This is a genomic window from Achromobacter sp. ESBL13, assembly GCF_036668755.1.
Lineage (GTDB): Bacteria > Pseudomonadota > Gammaproteobacteria > Burkholderiales > Burkholderiaceae_B > Achromobacter.
The window spans coordinates 920,160-936,955 of the sequence record NZ_JAZEVT010000001.1 but is presented as its reverse complement, the minus strand read 5'-3'; the positions used below and the strand labels follow the sequence as shown (position 1 = coordinate 936,955).

The following is a 16,796-nucleotide window of genomic DNA, read 5'->3' as shown; positions in this document are numbered from 1 at the left end:
GGTATCAGTATGGCAAATCGCACCACCGCGCGGCGCGACACTGCGCCCGCGTCTTCGGTCGTCCCCATGGACGTCACCGGCATGTCTGCTGTCATGCAGAAATTGGCAACCCAGTTGCAGCTGGCGGCGGCGACCGACGCCAGCGTTTTCATCGTGGGCGAAAGCGGCGCGGGCAAGGAAATCATTGCCCGAGCCATCCATGATGCAAGTGAACGGCGCGCCGCGCCTTTTGTCGCCGTGAACTGCGGCGCGATCAGCGGCACGCTGGCCCACGCCGAATTGTTCGGCCACGAGAAAGGCAGTTTTACAGGCGCGGTGGCGCAGAACGCCGGCTATTTCGAATACGCCAGCGGCGGCACCTTGTTCCTGGACGAAGTCACCGAAATGCCGCCCGACATGCAAGTGCATTTCTTGCGTGTGCTGGAAGCCGGCACCTATCAGCGCGTGGGCGGCACGGACCTGCTGCGCGCCAACGTGCGCATCATCTGCGCCAGCAACCGCGACCCCGCAGCCTCGGTGGCCGATGGCAGGCTGCGCCAGGACTTCCTGCATCGCCTGCTGGTCATCCCCCTTCGGGTTCCCCCGCTGCGCGAACGCGGCGACGATGCGCTGATCCTGGCGCAGCGCTTCCTGGACAACCTGAACGCGCAATACCAGACCCAGAAAACCTTTTCGAAGCGCATGCTGGACGCCATCGCCCAGCATGACTGGCCAGGCAACGTACGCGAGCTGCGTAACGTCGTGCAGCGCGCCTTCATCCTGTCGGATACCCAACTGGACACCAACCTGCTGGCGCGCCCTGCCACCAGCCAACACGCCGAGATGCGCGAAGGCGCGATGAACTTCCCGGTGGGGATGCCGTTAGGCCAGGCGCAGCGCGCCTTCATCCTGGCAACCCTGGCCCACCACGGCGGCGACAAGCGCTTGGCGGCCGACACCTTGGGCGTCAGCCTGAAGACCCTGTACAACCGACTGGACGTCTACGAAAAAGAAGGTTTGTCGGGAAGCTGAGCAGTTCTTACCGTCGGCTTGTAATACGGTCGCTGCCATAGGGCCGAAAGCTTCTTGCATACGCCCGAAAATCGACCTGGCACGGATCTTGCATGTGTCTAAGGATGCGCCGCCCTCCGGCGGCTTTCATCCAGGAGACTCGATTGGGCCACCCCTCGCAAGAATTGCGCCTGCGCCAGCAAATGACGCTTGCGCCGCGCTTGCAGCAGTCTGTCAAGCTGCTGCAGATGTCGGCGCTTGAATTCACGACCGCGGTGGAACACGCGCTTGCCACCAACCCCTTTCTTGAGGATGGCGACGAGCAGGACACCGAACCGCTGCCAAACGGCGATTCCATCAAACCCGGCAGTTACGGAGACGAGCCCTCGGCCATGGCCGATGCCGCCCCGCCCTCGGCCTCCGAGGCCGACGAGCCCTTGCCTGACGCCCCTTCCTATTCCGGCGACTATCCGACCCAACTGACGGGCGGCGGCGACGGCAAGGACATGGGCCAATGGGTCTGCGCATCGGTGTCGATGCGCGAGCGCCTGTCGGCTGATCTGGGCAACTACCACCTTGAACCGCGCGACCGGCTGCTGGCCGAATTCATCATCGACGCGTTGGACGACGACGGCTATCTGCGTGTGCCGCTGATGAGCCTGTGTGACCCCGAGCACGCCGGCTTCAGCCCGCCGCCGGACGAAGGCGAATGGACCGCCGCGCTGCGCCTGGTGCAGCAGCTGGACGCCCCGGGCCTGGCGGCGCGCGATCTGACCGAATGCCTGTCGCTGCAATTGGCGGCGGCGCAGTCCGTGGACCCCCACGTGCGTGACCTGGCCTTGCGCATCGTGCGCGAGCATCTGGACCGCCTGGGCAAGAATGATTGTGTCGGGCTGCGCCGTTTGCTGGGCTGCACCGATGAGCAAGTGCGCGAAGCGTGTGCGCTGATCCGCAGCCTGGACCCCAAGCCGGGGTCGCGCTATAGCGCCGAGGCGCCTGTGTATGTGGTGCCGGACGTGTTCGTGGACAAATGGCATTCGCGCTGGCGCGTGCTGCCCAACCGTCACGCCATGCCGCAGGCGCGGTTGCATCGCACCTATGCCGACCTGTTCCGCCGCGCGCGGCTGGATGACCGCAGCCCCATGGCGCAAGAGCTTCAGGAAGCGCGCTGGCTGGTGCGCAACGTGGAACAGCGCTACACGACCATCCAGCGCGTGGCCGAAGCCATCGTGAAGCGTCAGCAGACGTTTTTCGAGTACGGGGAAGTGGCGTTACGGCCGCTGATGCTGCGCGAGGTGGCCGACGATCTGGACATGCACGAATCCACCGTGTCACGCGCCACCGTCGGCAAGTACATGGTGACCCCGCGCGGCGTCTTTGAGTTTCGCCACTTTTTCTCGCGCGAGCTGGCCACGGAATCCGGCGGGTCGTGCTCGGCCGCGGCGGTGCGTGCGCTGATCAAGGAAATGGTGGACGCCGAGGACCCGACCATGCCGCTGTCAGACGTCGCCCTGACGCAGCAGTTGGCCGCCAGCGGGATCTTGCTGGCGCGCCGGACGGTGTCCAAGTACCGCGGGCAACTACGCGTACCGCCAGCGGAATTGCGCCGTCAGCACTAAGGAAAGGTCACCACGCGGCAGGCCGCCCGAGTGGCGGCCGGCGCCTGCATCGAAGTACGCACAATATGCCGGCCACGCTTTTTAAAAGCCGTGGCCGGTTTGCTGAAACAGCCGTGTTCGATTCGCCAAAAAAGAAGGCTTCCCGTGGGAAGCCTTCTGCTCGAATGGCGCGACGGCGGGACGTAGCTTTTACCGCTAATTCCCGCCATCGACTCCAGCCCTTACTTCGAGCCGCCCGTGTTGGGATAGCCCGGAGGCGGCGTGGCGCCTGCGCCCGGCGTGCGGGGCACGTTGTCGTTGGCTTCACGCTGGCGCTTCGGCGTTTCGTCGGAATGCTTCTTGCCCGACGACATGGTGCCGCTTTGGTGGGTGGCGGGCGGTGTCGTCCCGGTCGAAGGCGTCGCGGTGGGCGCCGGAGCCATCTGGCCCGGAGGCTGTGCCCGGTTCGGCTGCGCGGCGGTGGCGTCATTCGGCGTGGAAGACGGCGTGGTCGGGTTGGCCGATTGGGCCATTACCGCGCCGGCGGACGTCAAACCGGCTGCCAATACGAAAGCGCAAGTCAAAGCACGAGATTTCATAGTCAGACTCCTTTGTAGAAAAGCCCAGACCTATGAGCAAGCCCCGTTCCCAGACCGCTTTCCCACCCTGCTTTTCCCGCTTGCGTCCTGCCGTGCCCACTTATCCGCCTGAATTGTTGCCCATCCGGGTATTTTTTACCGGCGATTGCAGTGGGGACGCGCAGTGGGGACGTGCAGTGAGGACGTGCAGTGAGGACGTGCAGCGCGGACATGCAGGGGAAAATACGCAGTGAAAAGTGTAGCCCGGTGGCGTGCTTGCCCACGCCACCGGGGTGATGACTACACCGGCCGCGCGTTCTCGGCGTCTGCCCGGGACTCATCAAGCATCCGTTGCACGCGCTGGCCCAGCACCTCAAGCGAAAACGGTTTCACGATGAGCTCGATGCCGTGCTCCAGAAAGCCCCCGCCCCGCGCCGCGCTTTCGGCGTAGCCGGTCATCAGCAGCACCTTCAGCCCGGGATGCGCGGCGCGCGCGGCGTCGGCCAACTGGCGGCCGTTCAAGGCGGGCAGCCCCACATCCGTCACCAACAAGTCCATATCGTTCGTGTGCAGGACGAGTTCCAGGCCGGCCTCGCCGTCAGCGGCGGTCAATACGTGCATGCCAAGTTCGGCCAGGCATTCGCGCACCATCTCGCGCACATTGGCGTCGTCTTCCACCACGACCACCACCGACGGATTGGCGGCGTCCTGTGTGCCGTGCGCAGCGGGCTCATGGCGCATGGCCGCGTCAGGCGCGCCTTCGTAGCGCGGCAACAGCAGCCGGACGGTTGTGCCCTGGCCTACGCTGCTTTCCAGGGTTGCCGTGCCGCCCGCCTGCTTGGCAAAGCCATAGATCATGGACAGCCCCAGGCCGGTGCCCTCGCCCAGCGGCTTGGTGGTGAAGAACGGATCGAACGCGTGGGCCAATACGTCGGGCGGCATGCCCACGCCTACGTCGCTGACCGACACTTCCACGAATTGCCCTGGGCTGATCCCGGGAAACGGGCGCAGCGCGGCCTCGTCCAACTGCGTATTGGTGGCGGCCACCGTCAGCGTGCCGCCATTGGGCATGGCGTCGCAGGCATTGATGACGAGATTGAGCAACGCGTTCTCAAACTGGTTCCGATCGCAACTGACCGTCCACAGATCGGTTTGCAGATTGAATTGCAGCTGCACCCGTTCCCCCGTGTAGCGATGGAACAGGTCGGCCATCGATTGCAACGTGGGCGCCACGCTAAAGGGCTTGGGGTCAATGGGCTGACGACGCGAAAACGTCAACAGCCGCTGGGTCAGATGCGCGGCCCGGTTCGCGGAATCCATCGCCACGGTGATGAAGCGCTGGGCCTGCTCGGGCGTGCCGGCGGCCAGCTTGCGCTGGATGAGGTACAAGGCGCCCGTGATGCCTTGAAGCATGTTGTTGAAGTCGTGGGCGATGCCGCCGGTCAGGCGGCCCACGGCTTCCATTTTTTGCGATTGCCGCAGCGCCTGTTCGGTATCGCGCAGCGTTTCCGCCTGCACCTTCAGGTCGGTGTCGTCGCGCCCGGTCATGTACAGGCTGTCTTGCGACCACGACATGCTCCAGGTGATCCACCGGTACGTCCCCTCACGGGTCAGTAGACGGTTTTCCATATGGCGCACGGCCTGGGTCGGATTGCCCTGCGCGGCTTGCGCTATCGCCGCGCGCGTGGCGGCCTGGTCGTCCGGGTGGATCAGTTCGGTCAGCCCCATGGACAGGAATTGTTCCGGCGTCCAGCCCAGGATAGGCCGCACGGCCGGGTTGACGCTGACGAAGCGGTCCTGACTATCCACCACCGCCAGCAGCTCGGGCGACAAGCGCCAGATCCGGTCGCGTTCCGCGATGGCGTCTTCCACGCGCTGCTCCAGCGTGCGGGCATACTGCGAACGCTCGACCGCGTCGCACAACCGTTCGGATACCTCTTCAATGAAGGCAATGTCGCCGGCCTTGAGCCGGCTGCCGGCCTGCGGGCGTACCCACAGAGCACCGTCCTGACGACCCCAACGGCGCATGGGCACCACGATGGCGGATGGCCGGACCTCACCATTCTGTTGGGCAACCAAGGGTTGCAAATGCGCCGTGCGCCCTTTGCGCATCGCCGCCTGGAACTCTTCGCCCAATTGATCGGGCGCCAGGGCTTCGCGCGTTGCAAAGTCGGATTCCGACCGCCAACAGGCGGACAGCGTTGCCGGCTCGTTCTCGCCGGGCCAGTCCACCACGGCGACCAACCCCAGGGCCAGGTGCTGGCCCAGCCCCGCGCAGGCCGCATGTTCGATCTCTGCCTGATGGTGCAGTTCGCGCATGCGGTCCACCAGCGACAACAAAAAATTCCTGCGATGCTGGCCTTCCCAAAGTTCGGTTTCGGCGGCTTTGCGGGCCGTCACATCCAGGAACAACGCCATCATGCAATCATCGCCGTCCTTGCGGGCGCGCGCCTCGTACCAGGCCTCTTTGGGGCCGGGCACGGCGAATTCGAATTGCGTCGGCTGCCCGGTCTCCACGACCTGGGCAAAGGCGTCCATGATCTGACCCGGCACGCCGGGGATCATTTCGCGCAGAGTATGGCCCAGCGTGTCGCCTTCTTTCATGCCGCTTTGGCGTTCAAAGGCCGGGTTGACCTCTAGAAAGCGGAAGTCCACGATGCGGCCGGTTTCGTCACGCAGGGCTTCACTAAGGAAGAACGCTTCTTGCATGCCGTCGAACATGGCGCGCCAGCGCTCACCGCTGGCGCGCAGCGCGGCTTCGGTCAGGTGCCTTTCGATGGCCAGCGCGGCACTGCGCGTCACCAGCGCAATGGCGTCGATGTCATGGGCGGACGGCGAACGCGCCACCCCGTAGTAATTCGAAAACACGCCCAGCAAGCGTCCGTCCGGGGCCTTGATCGGCGTGGACCAGCAGGCTCGCAGGCCGTGCTCCAAGGCCAGCTCGCGCCAGGGTTCCCAATCCGGGTGTGACGCAATATCCTCGGCGTAGACCGGGTTGCCGGAACACGCCGCAGCGCCCCAAGAGGCCATGTGAGGGCCAATGGCGGTGCGCTGCACCGCCAGACTGAATTCGGGCGGCAAGCTCGGAGCGGCGGTGTGCACCAGATATTTCCCGGTGTCGTCCACCAGCGCGATGGCGGCCCGCAGTTGCACGCTGGACTGGGCCTCGATGGCGTGCAATACGTGTTCCAACACGTGCGCAAGCGGCATGCCGGCCGCAATGCGCTGCAACATAATCCGTTCATCCTCCAGACGGGCGAGCGTATCGGTCCATGGGTGGGATACGCGATCCTGCTTCTTCAACATTTCTGCCCCTTTACCAGCCAGTACTGTATTGCGGGGGCCCGCCGCGATGCCGAAACGCAAGGTAACGCGACGCTACCGATCCTGCCCCGCCTCCAACCGTAAGACGCCCAGCGCCCAAGGTTTGTCCACCTGACGCACTGATAGCCGTGCGCGGGTAATGCGTGTCCCGCACCCGCCAGTATGCGCCGTCGCGGGCGCATCCGGCTTGGCCAGTGGAGGATACGCGGCGCTCAGACGGTCATCAAACCGCTGAAACGAGACGTCTTGTCTGTTACGGACCCCTGAGGAACGTCGGGAACGTCGGCGAACCGCACCGGCGGCAAGGGAAATCCATTACTGACGCATTCCGATGGCTTAAATATCATCCACAGACCATATCGGCACGGCAGCCCGTCCCGGGTCTGCAATAGACGTTCGCCTTAGAACGCCGCGCGCCTTTCGCTCTCCGGTCGCGGCTGGCCAGCGAACTCTAGAAGGTGGGGCGTCCGATGCCGAATTCGACCGAACTTCTGCGCGATATCCACGAAACCAACCTGATGTACCTCCTGCTGCTGCAACGCATGGCGCGCACCTGCGACGCCACGGCGCTGGCGGGCATGCAGATGTCTCCGCGCGCCTGTCAGTGGTTGGCCGAACTGGAGCCACACGCGCTGACCCGGCTGGCGCGCAGCAGCGTGCTGCTGGCACAGCTGAACGTAGCGCCACACCTGCTGTTATCGGCGCTGAGCCGCGGCATGGATGCGACGCTTGGCGCTCGGGGTGAGACGGCGGCCGCCTCGCCACAAGCGGTGTTCAAGGCCGAGGCCTGACGGCGCGGCGCGGGCCGTGCGCGGCCAGCTGAAGTCGCCGCTGGGCCAGAATTGACCCGATTGGGCCAGATTTGTCTCGATCTAAGTCGTTGATTCGCAAGCGCTAATTTTTTATCAGGCCAGATTTGGCCTGATTCGGGGGAAAAACAGGGGAATGTAGGCCCGGTCCGCCTGTGTGCGCCCGTTATAAGACGCCTGGTTTTTACACAAGCCAATGATATAAAAGGCTTTATTTTATTGGCGTTTGGTCTGGCACGGATGTTGCATCAGGCCTGCCATGGCCCATTCATCCGACCTGCGTTTTACCTTCGTGCCCGCCGCCCGTGGCGTGGCGTTCGACGTTATTGAATTCACGCTGGACGAGGCCCTGTCCGAGACCTATCGGCTGGAGCTTGATTTATCCAGCTTCGACCCCGCCATCGACTTTGGCGCGCTGCTGGATCAAACAGCGCTGTTCACGCTATGGCGGCGCGATGTGCCCGTGCGCCACGTGCACGGCATCGTCACCGCCTTCGAGCAAGGCGACACCGGCTTTCGGCGCACGCGCTACCGCGCCGTGGTCGAACCGTCGCTGGCGCGCGCGGCGCTGTGTTCGGACTGGCGCATCTACCAGCAACTGTCCGTGCCGGAAATCCTGGCCGATGTATTCAAGCGCCATGGCATTACCGACTACGAACAGGTCACTACCCACAACCATCTGGTGCGCGAATACTGCGTGCAAGCCGGCGAAACCGATCTGGATTTCGTGGTGCGCCTGGCCGCTGAAGAAGGCTACTTCCACCGCTACGCCCATACCGAAAATTCCCACCGCCTGATTCACGGCGATCGCATCTACATCCATGGCGAGATCGCAGGCGGGCCGGTCATCTATAACCCCACGCCGGGCGGCGACCAACACCAGCCCGCATTGCGCCGCTTCATCTACACCGAACAACTACGCACCGCCCGCCAGACGCAACGCGACTACACCTACACACACCCGCAGTACGACCAGGAACACACGCACGTCGCCGCCGACCTGCAACATCAGGACACCCGCTACGAACGCTACGACTACCCCGGCCGCTACAAGCGCGACGAGGCAGGCAAACCCTTCACGCAAAGCCGGCTGCTAGGCTTGCGCCGGGACGCGCGCATGGCACAGGTGCACGGCGACGACGCGCGCCTGATTCCCGGCGTGGCGTTCGACCTGACCGGCCACCCGCGTGATGACTGGAACCACGGTTGGCGCCCGGTGCGCATGCGCCACCATGGCATCCAGCACACCAGCCAGGAAGAAGACGGCGCGGGCGCTGAACAAGGCACGCGCTATGGCTATACCGCCGACATCGTGCCCGACAAGGTCGATTGGAAACCCGAGCCCAGCCGAAAGCCGCTAGTGGACGGCCCGCAGATCGCTAGCGTGGTCGGCCCGCCCAATGAAGAAATCTACTGCGACGAATTCGGCCGCATCAAGGTGCAATTTCCGTGGGACCGGCTGGGGCAGAACAACGAGCACAGCTCGTGCTGGATTCGCGTGTCGCAGAATTGGGCCGGCGCGGGCTGGGGCCACATGGCCATCCCGCGCATTGGCCAGGAAGTCATCGTCAGCTTTCTGGACGGCGATAGCTCGCAGCCGATCGTCACGGGCAGAACGCACCGATCGATCAACCCGCCGCCGTACGAGCTGCCGCGCCACAAAACGCGCATGACCATCAAAAGCCAGACACACAAGGGCGATGGCTATAACGAGCTGCGCTTTGAAGACGAACGGGACCAGGAAGAGATCTACGTCCACGCGCAAAAAGACCAGAACATCCACGTCAATCACAACGAGACCACCTTCGTCGGCAACGACCGAAGCGAACAGGTCGAGCATGACGAAACCATCACCATCGGCCACGACCGCGGTGAATCGGTGGGCAGCGATGAACAGGTCCACATCGGCCAGGACCGCCGCCACACCATCGGCCAGGACGACTTCCTGACCATCGACCGCAACCACACCATCGCCACCGGTCGGGATCGCACGGAAGACGTGGGCAACAACCGGCGCGACAAGACGACGGCCAATCACTGGATTGAAACGGGCGGCCATGTGGAACATAAGGTGCAGGGGCATTTCCAGGTGCATGCGGGCGAGCGGATCGAGGGCAAGACGGTGACGCTGGAGTTGCAGGCCGCGCAAAGCGTGGTGATCAAGGGGCCGGGCGGCACGATCAACATTGACGATTCGGGCATCACGCTGGACGCGGGCGCCCTGGTATTCAAGGGGCCCATCAATCAGCAATCCGGCGCGGCCAGCGGCCCGTCGATGGCGGGCGCCGCTACCCCAGGGCTTGCCATGGACTTGCTTTGCGCATTGCGCGCCGACGGCACCTGCCCGCGCGTGCCCTGCCCTTGCGGCATGCAAGGAGCCTGACGATGACTGCCCTTGAACAGGCCGGCTGGCCGCGTCAAATCGTGCGCGTCGTGCAAGCCCCCAGCATGGACAGCCTGGCCGACGATCGCGCGAGCGCGGATACGAATTCTTGCCCTGGCTACGGCTCTGCCTCTGCCTGGCTTTGGTTGGATGGCGCACGGTCTGCCACGCTGGAACACGAGGTGTCGTCATTGCAGTCCGGCGTGGATCGTCACTGGTTATGGCGCGGCACCGATTGGGAATACCAGCCGCCGGGATATCGCCATGGTCCGTTGCTGACGCCCGTCACCGCGCCGCTGCTGCAAGCCTTTATTGACGATTGGGCACCCCGGCAAATGGGTGTGCTGTTGTTTGCCGGCGATGACGCGCCGGCAAGTGCACACCTGAAGCACCTGCGTCTGATGCGGGCGCCCGATGGCTTGCCCATGCGATTCAATCTGACGGCCACGCGCCAATTGGAAGAGCTTTGCGAAGGTTTGCCTGCCGATCGTCTCGCAGAACTGCTGGGCCCGATACAAAGGCTGATCTGGCTCACGGCGAACGACACAGGTGCGCAATGGCTGCAAGCGGATATTCCCGAGCCGAATGAAAGCGCGCCAGACCCCAGGGGCTTTGCGTTGTCGGCGGCTGACGAAGAGGCTGTCAACCGCGCCAGTTTTGCCTACTTCATGCGCGAGGCGGTGCGCCGCCACGTGCCGGCCGATCTGGCGGCAAGCCACCCGGTTACCCATGCCAAGCTATTGCATCAGATCGCGCTGTTTACCGACGAAGCCGGGCTGATCAACCTGCATCTCGAACGCGACATTCACCACTACATCGAACTGCGGCTGCACTTTCCCCAGTTGCCGTTCGAGAAAGATGCCGAGTTGCGCGCCAACCTGGCCCGCCGCGACGAATCCGGGCTGCTGCGCCTGAACCACGCGGAACACCGCTTGAACACGATCACCGCCGCGATGGCATCAGGAAAGCAATCATGATTCATCTGCAATGTCCCAAGGCGCTGCAACCGCCCCACCCCAGCGCCAAGATACTGGGTAAGGCGATATCCCCGCCGCCTTGCCGGCGCGGCATCCCCTTGTATCCCCTGCGCTATGGCATCACCGATGAACCCTTTGATGCCGAGGTGTTCAGTACCTTGAGTACCGTCGGCTATCCGGCGCTGAGCGACGGCAAAGCCTACGGCTTGCGGGTACTGCGGCCACGCAGCTATGTCTACCTGTTCGTGCGCCAGAGCGGACGCATGTGGACGATCCACTATCAGGTCACCGACAACATCCGCTTCGCGCCTATCTGGTGGACCGAAGCCGACTACAAAGGCGACGTGCCGGGCCGCGCGACCGTACCGGACGAAACGGGCGCAGCGCGCTACCTGCTTGCGCCTCCTGACCTGCAAGACGAGACCGCGCATGTCATGGTCAGCGACACGCTACTGAGCCACGCCGCGCTATGGGACATTGAAAACAACAAAGAAAGTTGGCGCAGCCTGCTGGCCACCCCCGTAAAAATTGCGGGCGGCGAGCAAGCGCACGTGTTTCCCGCTACCTTGCTGCCAGAAGTCCGCGAGCTGTCCCAGACCGTGCTGCGCCAGTATCCCTGGAGTGAAAGCCGGCCACACACCGACGACATCCTGTCTACCCAGAACGCCATGACGGCCGCGACGCGGCCCCGCACGGACATCCAACCCCAAGCCGTTGTCGTGCAAGATCTGGCGGGCATGCTAAGCGAATTGAACATGCTGGTGGGCAGCAGGCTGGCGGATTTGCAGACCTACGGCGCCGACGCGGCTCACAAGCTGCGGGTGTCCCAGATGATCGATCAGTTGGGCAATCTGGCCGGCGCAGAGGCCGGAGACCGAACGCTACGAAATGACCCTATCGGCAGCGCCATGGGGCCGGGCGTCACCGGCCCGGACGTTCTGGCGGCCAACGAACGCGCCAACCAGGCGCGCCTGGCCGCGCACCGCAAGCGTACCGTCCATGCTCGAAATGCCGCACGCGCCCACTTCGCCGAACACCATCCCAAGCAGCTGCAAGCGCACGCTGACGACGTCGTCCGTGCGGCCGCCGATCTTTGGGCGGTCTTCAACAGCCAGCGCAAGACCTACGACGCCATCGTCGACGTACACACGCCCGACACCCAGGGCTATCTAGACTTGCGCTGCCTTGCGGGGCATACCCTGCCGGCCTTGATCCACTGCACAGCCGGCAAGCACTTCTTGCTGGCGCAAGTCGAACCCGACGGCCCGGTGGGCTTATTGGAAAAAGCCGTGCTGGGCGCGCCGGAAGTTATCAGCTACGCCAAGCTGGCCAGCGGCACCGTCCGCCAGGCAACGGTCAATGCGTCCTTGGCCGCGCTGCAAAAAGTGCTGGAGACGCTACCGGCGGACGGCGCATCCAATCAGCTGAGCGTGATGCTGGGCGCCTTGGTCGCGCACGGCCAATTGAAATCGCCCGGCGCATTCTGGACCAGTGTGTACCGCCCGATCATGGAAGTGCTGGACGGCACCCTGGCGCGCGCCCACGACGTACCGCTTCCCGAAGTGGGCAATTGGGTGCGAAACAGCATGGGGCTCACGGGCGTCAATGGCTTTCGTCCACAGACCGTCGACCGCGCCGTGCAGACCCTTGTCACCTTGTATGACACCGAGGACGTGCAGGAGCGGCTGGAGCAATGCCGAAAATTGCCCGGGCGCTTGCGCTTCTGGCACAACGCCCGCCTGGCGCTAGGCGGCGTCGCGGCGTTCGCCACGGTGTACAGCGCGGGAGAAGCGTTCAAGGCGCTGGGGCGTGAGGACGGATTGACTTTGGGGAATGCGCTGAATGCGACTGGCAAGGTGCTGGGCGTGGGCGCGGCTGGGGCGACGATGACGAGGTTTTGGTTTGAGAAACAGCGGGACTTGGCGAAGGTGCGGGGGGAGACGGGGGTGGCTGCTGCGTTTGACGGGGCGGCCACGAAGTGGGAATTGCGGGCGATTGGGGTGGCTGCTGTGGCCGCGATCGCGATTGGCGCAAAGGACTGGTGGCAGGCCGCCACGCAAGAGAGCGGCCAAGTCGCGACAATCAGCTTCGTCAGTGGCTCAGTGCAATTTGCCGCTGGGGGGATTGGCTTCTTGCACCTGTGGGGAAAACTACGCCCTTGGGAGGTGGCTAGGGCGGCCATTTCAAGCTCATTACTGTTGAAAGGCACAACTGGAGTGGCTCGACTTAACTCCGGCACGATCGGGTGGATCCTTCTTGGAATCGAAGCGCTTTATCTCGGCCTTCGCCACCTCCACCAAACCACGGTCGACGAGGCGAGGGTCGAGACATGGATCCGACGTAGCGTATGGGGCATGCCAGGCGGGCTTGAGCCCTTTGCTAGCGATGAAGAAGAGCTGCAAGAATTCCATCGCTTGTTCCAGGCGCCCAGCATGCAAAACGACATCGACGTAATGAAGGTCTTGGCTCCTTCCCTGAAGTCGAGGCTAGCGACGGTATTAGGAGTGCCGGACGACGTCCGTTCGGTTTCCGTCTTCTTGCCAGGATGGCGGTCGCAAATCAGCCAGTACTCGATCAGCCAGCAGCAGGCCCCGCGCCTGGGCGAGTTCTCAGGCCGCGAGGTGCGTTACGACGACCCGGATCGAGTGACCGTGATAAACGGTGTCGGCGTCGTCAAAATTGCCACGAACGCCCTGTTCGGCACGACGACGGTGAACTATCGCCCCAATGGTTTCACGGATGCCGACTACGAGATGGAGGCCAGCTCGTCATGGTGAAAAAGCTTCGCGCCATCGACCCCGCCACCATCCCGGACGCCGCAGTCGAATTCAAGCGTCAATGCGCACGTCTCGACGAAAGCTTGTATTTCGCCGCCCTGCCCGACATTCGCTACGCCATGGATCCCGAGCAGCTATGGCTGACCGAAGACGTGTCCGATCCAGAGCAGTTCAACGAGCAATATATTGAGCCGCGTACGGAAGGGCAGCTTACGTTTTTGCTGCAACTGTCGACGCTCGGCGTGTCCATGTCCGTGACCATCGTGTTCATTCTGGCCCCCCTGTTCGGGGAGTACCAGCACAAGGGCGCCCTCATCTGTATTCCTTTTTTACTGATGGCGGCGGCGGGTTTATGGTTAGTAACCAATTCTGCCATGTCGCGCATCCGATTTAATCGGCAAGCGCAATTGGTGCACGTCTCTTATGGCGATACGGTGCTGCACTTGCCGTGGCGCGATGTGCGCCCCTACACCGAATTCGGGCACGGCTACACGCTACGCTTATGTTTCCCGCGGCCTTATCTGGAGACGATGCAAATGCCGTCCCAGGATCCTGACAGCATCAGAAAGAGTAAAACGCCGTTTATCGTTGGAGGCGACTTTGACGTGCATGACCAGACGTTCTTCGACAAGAACCTTCACCGGCTCGAGTTCATCCGCCGCTATATGGAGCACGGGCTGAAGGCAATTCAAGCCGACCCAAAGTTTGTCGAGCAAGGCCTTGTCCGTAAACCCACCGGTGACAACAACGTCACCAGAACGGGCGGATGGAGCGATATCTTCAATGTCTACGACATCCTCTTCAATCTCTTCACCCTCAAGCCCCTGCTCGACCGCTGGATCAAGCACAAAGCCAGCACCTTCCGCTGGCCGGAAGAAGTCGAACGCCTATGCACCCCGGGCGCTGATCTATCCGCCTACGACACGCGCCCCGTCAAGTCCAGCGCCCGCTACTTCTATCGCTACGCTGGAATGGACAAGGGACTGATCTTTGTGGATCACAAAGGCAGACAAGTTCATTTGCGTCGCTCGGAGTAGTAAGAGAAGACATGGCAAGCAAACAGCTCCGCATCATCGATCCCGCCACCATCCCGGATGCCGCAGTCGAATTCAAGCGTCAATGCGCACGTCTCGACGAAAGCTTGTATTTCGCCGCCCTGCCCGACATTCGCTACGCCATGGATCCCGAGCAGCTATGGCTGACCGAAGACGTGTCCGATCCAGAGCAGTTCAACGAGCAATATATTGAGCCGCGTACGGAAGGGCAGCTTACGTTTTTGCTGCAACTGTCGACGCTTGGCGTGCCCATGTCCGTGACCTTCGTATTCATTCTGGCCCCCCTGTTCGGGGAGTACCAGCACAAGGGCGCCCTCATCTGTATTCCTTTTTTACTGATGGCGGCGGCGGGTTTATGGTTAGTAACCAATTCTGCCATGTCGCGCATCCGATTTAATCGGCAAGCGCAATTGGTGCACGTCTGTTATGGGAATACGGTGCTACACCTACCATGGCGCGATGTGCGGCCCTACACAGAATTCGGGCACGGATACGCGCTACGTTTATGTTTCCCTAGGCCCTACCTAGAAATGATGCAACTGCCGTCCCAGGATCCCGAGAGCATTAGAAAAAGCAAAAGGCCGTTGATCGTTGAAGGCGACTTTGACCTGCATGACCAGACGTTCTTCGACAACAACCTTCACCGGCTGGAGTTCATCCGCCGCTATATGGAGCACGGGCTGAAGGCAATTCAAGCCGACCCAAAGTTTGTCGAGCAAGGCCTGGTTCGCAAGCCGACCGGCGACGACAAGTTGGAATGGTTGAACGGGCTGAACAATATCGCAGTCGTCTTCCTTTTCTTCTTCAACCTCTTCACCCTCAAACCCCTGCTCGACCGCTGGATCAAGCACAAAGCCAGCACGTTTCGCTGGCCGGAAGAAGTCGAACGCCTATGCACCCCGGGCGCTGATCTATCCGCCTACGACACGCGCCCCGTCAAGTCCAGCGCCCGCTACTTCTATCGCTACGCTGGAATGGACAAGGGCTTGATTTTTGTCGACCACAAGGGGCGGCAGGTTCAGCCGCGCAATCAAGCGGGTTGACCGGCGTTTGCGCGACGTGAGCCGCTGGTGCGCCAGGCCAGGCCGGCGCTGATGGCTAATGCCAATGCCAACAAACCGCCTGCCATCGCGGCAACGCCGGGCCATTGCCGGGCGGCCCAGAAATGGCCGCCCCAGGCGCCCAGCACGCTGGACCCCACGTAATACACCAGCAGGTACAGCGATGCGGCCAGTGCCTTGTAGCCTCGGGCCATCTGGCCCACCCAGCCGCTGGCGACCGCGTGCGCCGCGAAAAAGCCGAAAGTAAACACCACGATCCCGGCGATCAAGATGGGCAAGGAGTCCGACAAGGTCAGCAGCAACCCGGCCAAGGCCAGACCCGTCGCGGCGGACAGCATGGCGCCCCGGCCGTGGCGGTCGGCAAGGCGGCCGAAAAACGTCGAGGCAAAGATGCCGACCAGATACACAACGAAGATGAAGCCGATGAACGTCTGGCTAAGCGAAAACGGCGGCAGCAGCAGGCGGAAGCCTACGTAGTTGTAGACCGTGACAAACGCGCCCATCAGCAAGCCGCCCATGGCGAACAATGCGCATAACGGTCCGTTCTTCAAGTGCGCGCCGACGCCCGCCCGCACATCGCCCAGCACACCGGCCCACCCACGCCCGCGCTGCGGCGTGAAGCGGCGCGAGGCGGGAAGCAGCCACATGAACAACGCGGCGGCCGCGATGCCCACGACCCCCAGCGTACCCATCGCGGCGCGCCAGCCAAAGTGATCCGAAACCAGCCCGGTGATGACGCGGCCTGACAGCCCGCCAAACGCGCTTCCGCTGATATACAGGCCCATCACGAAGCCTAGCGTGTCGGGTTCGACTTCCTCGGCCAGGTAGGCCATGGCGACGGCGGGGACGCCGCCCATCGCCACGCCTTGCAGCGCGCGCAGCGCCAGCAGGCTTTGCCAGTCGGGCGCCACGGCCGCGATCGTGCCCAGCGCGGCGGAAGCCAGCAACGACCAGGCCATGACGCGCTTGCGCGGCAGTGCTTGAGAGAACAGGCCCACAAAAAAGATCGCAATCGCCAGCAAGCCCGTGCACAAGGACAGGACCAGGCTGCTTTGCGCGGGCGACACGCCAAAGGCGCCGGTGAACAGCGGCATCAACGGCTGCACGCAATACAACAGCGAAAACGTGGAGAAGCCCGCGGCGAACAAGGCCCATTGCGCGCGATGCAGCTCTGGCGTGCCGCGCGCCAGATAAGGGGCGGACGTGGGGGGGCAGGAACTGGCGCTGGGGGCAGACATGGAAAT

Annotated in this window: 11 protein-coding genes; 8 read left to right on the top strand and 3 right to left on the bottom strand. The window is 63.2% G+C overall.

Translation table 11 applies throughout. From position 1 onward, the window contains the following. Nucleotides 1–66 precede the first annotated feature (66 nt). Both V6F88_RS04305 and V6F88_RS04300 read left to right on the top strand, forming a co-directional pair. Nucleotides 67–1,011: a sigma-54 interaction domain-containing protein gene (locus tag V6F88_RS04305; RefSeq protein WP_332608931.1), complete on the top strand. Its 945-nt coding sequence runs from the start codon at nt 67–69 to the stop codon at nt 1,009–1,011. Nucleotides 1,012–1,154: 143 nt separating this feature from the next. Beyond that, a complete protein-coding gene (locus tag V6F88_RS04300) occupies nt 1,155–2,609 on the top strand; it encodes an RNA polymerase factor sigma-54 (RefSeq protein ID WP_442880151.1) in 1,455 nt (484 codons plus the stop codon). 221 nt (nt 2,610–2,830) lie between these two features. Here the strand turns inward: V6F88_RS04300 and V6F88_RS04295 are convergent, their stop codons facing one another. Together V6F88_RS04295 and V6F88_RS04290 are read right to left on the bottom strand one after the other, a co-directional pair. Continuing rightward, nucleotides 2,831–3,187, bottom strand: coding sequence for a hypothetical protein (locus V6F88_RS04295; protein ID WP_332608120.1), 357 nt, complete (start codon nt 3,185–3,187; stop codon nt 2,831–2,833). 279 nt (nt 3,188–3,466) lie between these two features. Next, entirely contained in the window at nt 3,467–6,472 is a 3,006-nt protein-coding gene (locus tag V6F88_RS04290) for a PAS domain S-box protein (RefSeq protein ID WP_332608119.1), read from the bottom strand. Nucleotides 6,473–6,960: 488 nt separating this feature from the next. On the opposite strand from V6F88_RS04290, the gene V6F88_RS04285 reads away from it, so the two are divergent. The 6 genes from V6F88_RS04285 (at nt 6,961) to V6F88_RS04260 (ending at nt 15,534) form a co-directional block, all read left to right on the top strand. After that, nucleotides 6,961–7,281, top strand: a complete 321-nt coding sequence (locus V6F88_RS04285) for a flagellar transcriptional regulator FlhD (RefSeq protein ID WP_332608118.1) — start codon at nt 6,961–6,963, stop codon at nt 7,279–7,281. A gap of 277 nt (nt 7,282–7,558) precedes the next feature. Next, entirely contained in the window at nt 7,559–9,682 is a 2,124-nt protein-coding gene (locus tag V6F88_RS04280; protein ID WP_332608117.1) for a type VI secretion system Vgr family protein, read from the top strand. A gap of 2 nt (nt 9,683–9,684) precedes the next feature. Beyond that, complete coding sequence (locus tag V6F88_RS04275) at nt 9,685–10,659, top strand: hypothetical protein (protein ID WP_332608116.1); 975 nt, start codon at nt 9,685–9,687, stop codon at nt 10,657–10,659. After that, nucleotides 10,656–13,436: a toxin VasX gene (locus tag V6F88_RS04270; protein WP_332608115.1), complete on the top strand. Its 2,781-nt coding sequence runs from the start codon at nt 10,656–10,658 to the stop codon at nt 13,434–13,436. The genes V6F88_RS04275 and V6F88_RS04270 overlap by 4 nt, the downstream gene beginning before the upstream one ends. Further along, nucleotides 13,430–14,473 carry a hypothetical protein gene (locus V6F88_RS04265; RefSeq protein WP_332608114.1) on the top strand — a complete coding sequence of 348 codons (1,044 nt, stop codon included), beginning with the start codon at nt 13,430–13,432 and terminating at the stop codon, nt 14,471–14,473. Before V6F88_RS04270 ends, V6F88_RS04265 begins: the two co-directional genes overlap by 7 nt. An 11-nt stretch (nt 14,474–14,484) precedes the next feature. After that, nucleotides 14,485–15,534 carry a hypothetical protein gene (locus tag V6F88_RS04260; RefSeq protein WP_332608113.1) on the top strand — a complete coding sequence of 350 codons (1,050 nt, stop codon included), beginning with the start codon at nt 14,485–14,487 and terminating at the stop codon, nt 15,532–15,534. Here the strand turns inward: V6F88_RS04260 and V6F88_RS04255 are convergent. Then, nucleotides 15,522–16,790, bottom strand: a complete 1,269-nt coding sequence (locus V6F88_RS04255) for an MFS transporter (RefSeq protein WP_332608112.1) — start codon at nt 16,788–16,790, stop codon at nt 15,522–15,524. The two genes, V6F88_RS04260 and V6F88_RS04255, sit on opposite strands and share 13 nt — an antisense overlap. Between the last annotated feature and the right edge of the window lie 6 nt (nt 16,791–16,796).

Excerpts from the sequence above, each read along its gene's own strand:
- V6F88_RS04305 (WP_332608931.1), top strand. The coding sequence starts at position 67 with ATGGACGTCACCGGCATGTCTGCTGTCATGCAGAAATTGGCAACCCAG.
- V6F88_RS04295 (WP_332608120.1), bottom strand. The coding sequence starts at position 3,187 with ATGAAATCTCGTGCTTTGACTTGCGCTTTCGTATTGGCAGCCGGTTTG.
- V6F88_RS04290 (WP_332608119.1), bottom strand. The coding sequence starts at position 6,472 with ATGTTGAAGAAGCAGGATCGCGTATCCCACCCATGGACCGATACGCTC.
- V6F88_RS04285 (WP_332608118.1), top strand. The coding sequence starts at position 6,961 with ATGCCGAATTCGACCGAACTTCTGCGCGATATCCACGAAACCAACCTG.
- V6F88_RS04280 (WP_332608117.1), top strand. The coding sequence starts at position 7,559 with ATGGCCCATTCATCCGACCTGCGTTTTACCTTCGTGCCCGCCGCCCGT.
- V6F88_RS04275 (WP_332608116.1), top strand. The coding sequence starts at position 9,685 with ATGACTGCCCTTGAACAGGCCGGCTGGCCGCGTCAAATCGTGCGCGTC.
- V6F88_RS04270 (WP_332608115.1), top strand. The coding sequence starts at position 10,656 with ATGATTCATCTGCAATGTCCCAAGGCGCTGCAACCGCCCCACCCCAGC.
- V6F88_RS04265 (WP_332608114.1), top strand. The coding sequence starts at position 13,430 with ATGGTGAAAAAGCTTCGCGCCATCGACCCCGCCACCATCCCGGACGCC.
- V6F88_RS04260 (WP_332608113.1), top strand. The coding sequence starts at position 14,485 with ATGGCAAGCAAACAGCTCCGCATCATCGATCCCGCCACCATCCCGGAT.
- V6F88_RS04255 (WP_332608112.1), bottom strand. The coding sequence starts at position 16,790 with ATGTCTGCCCCCAGCGCCAGTTCCTGCCCCCCCACGTCCGCCCCTTAT.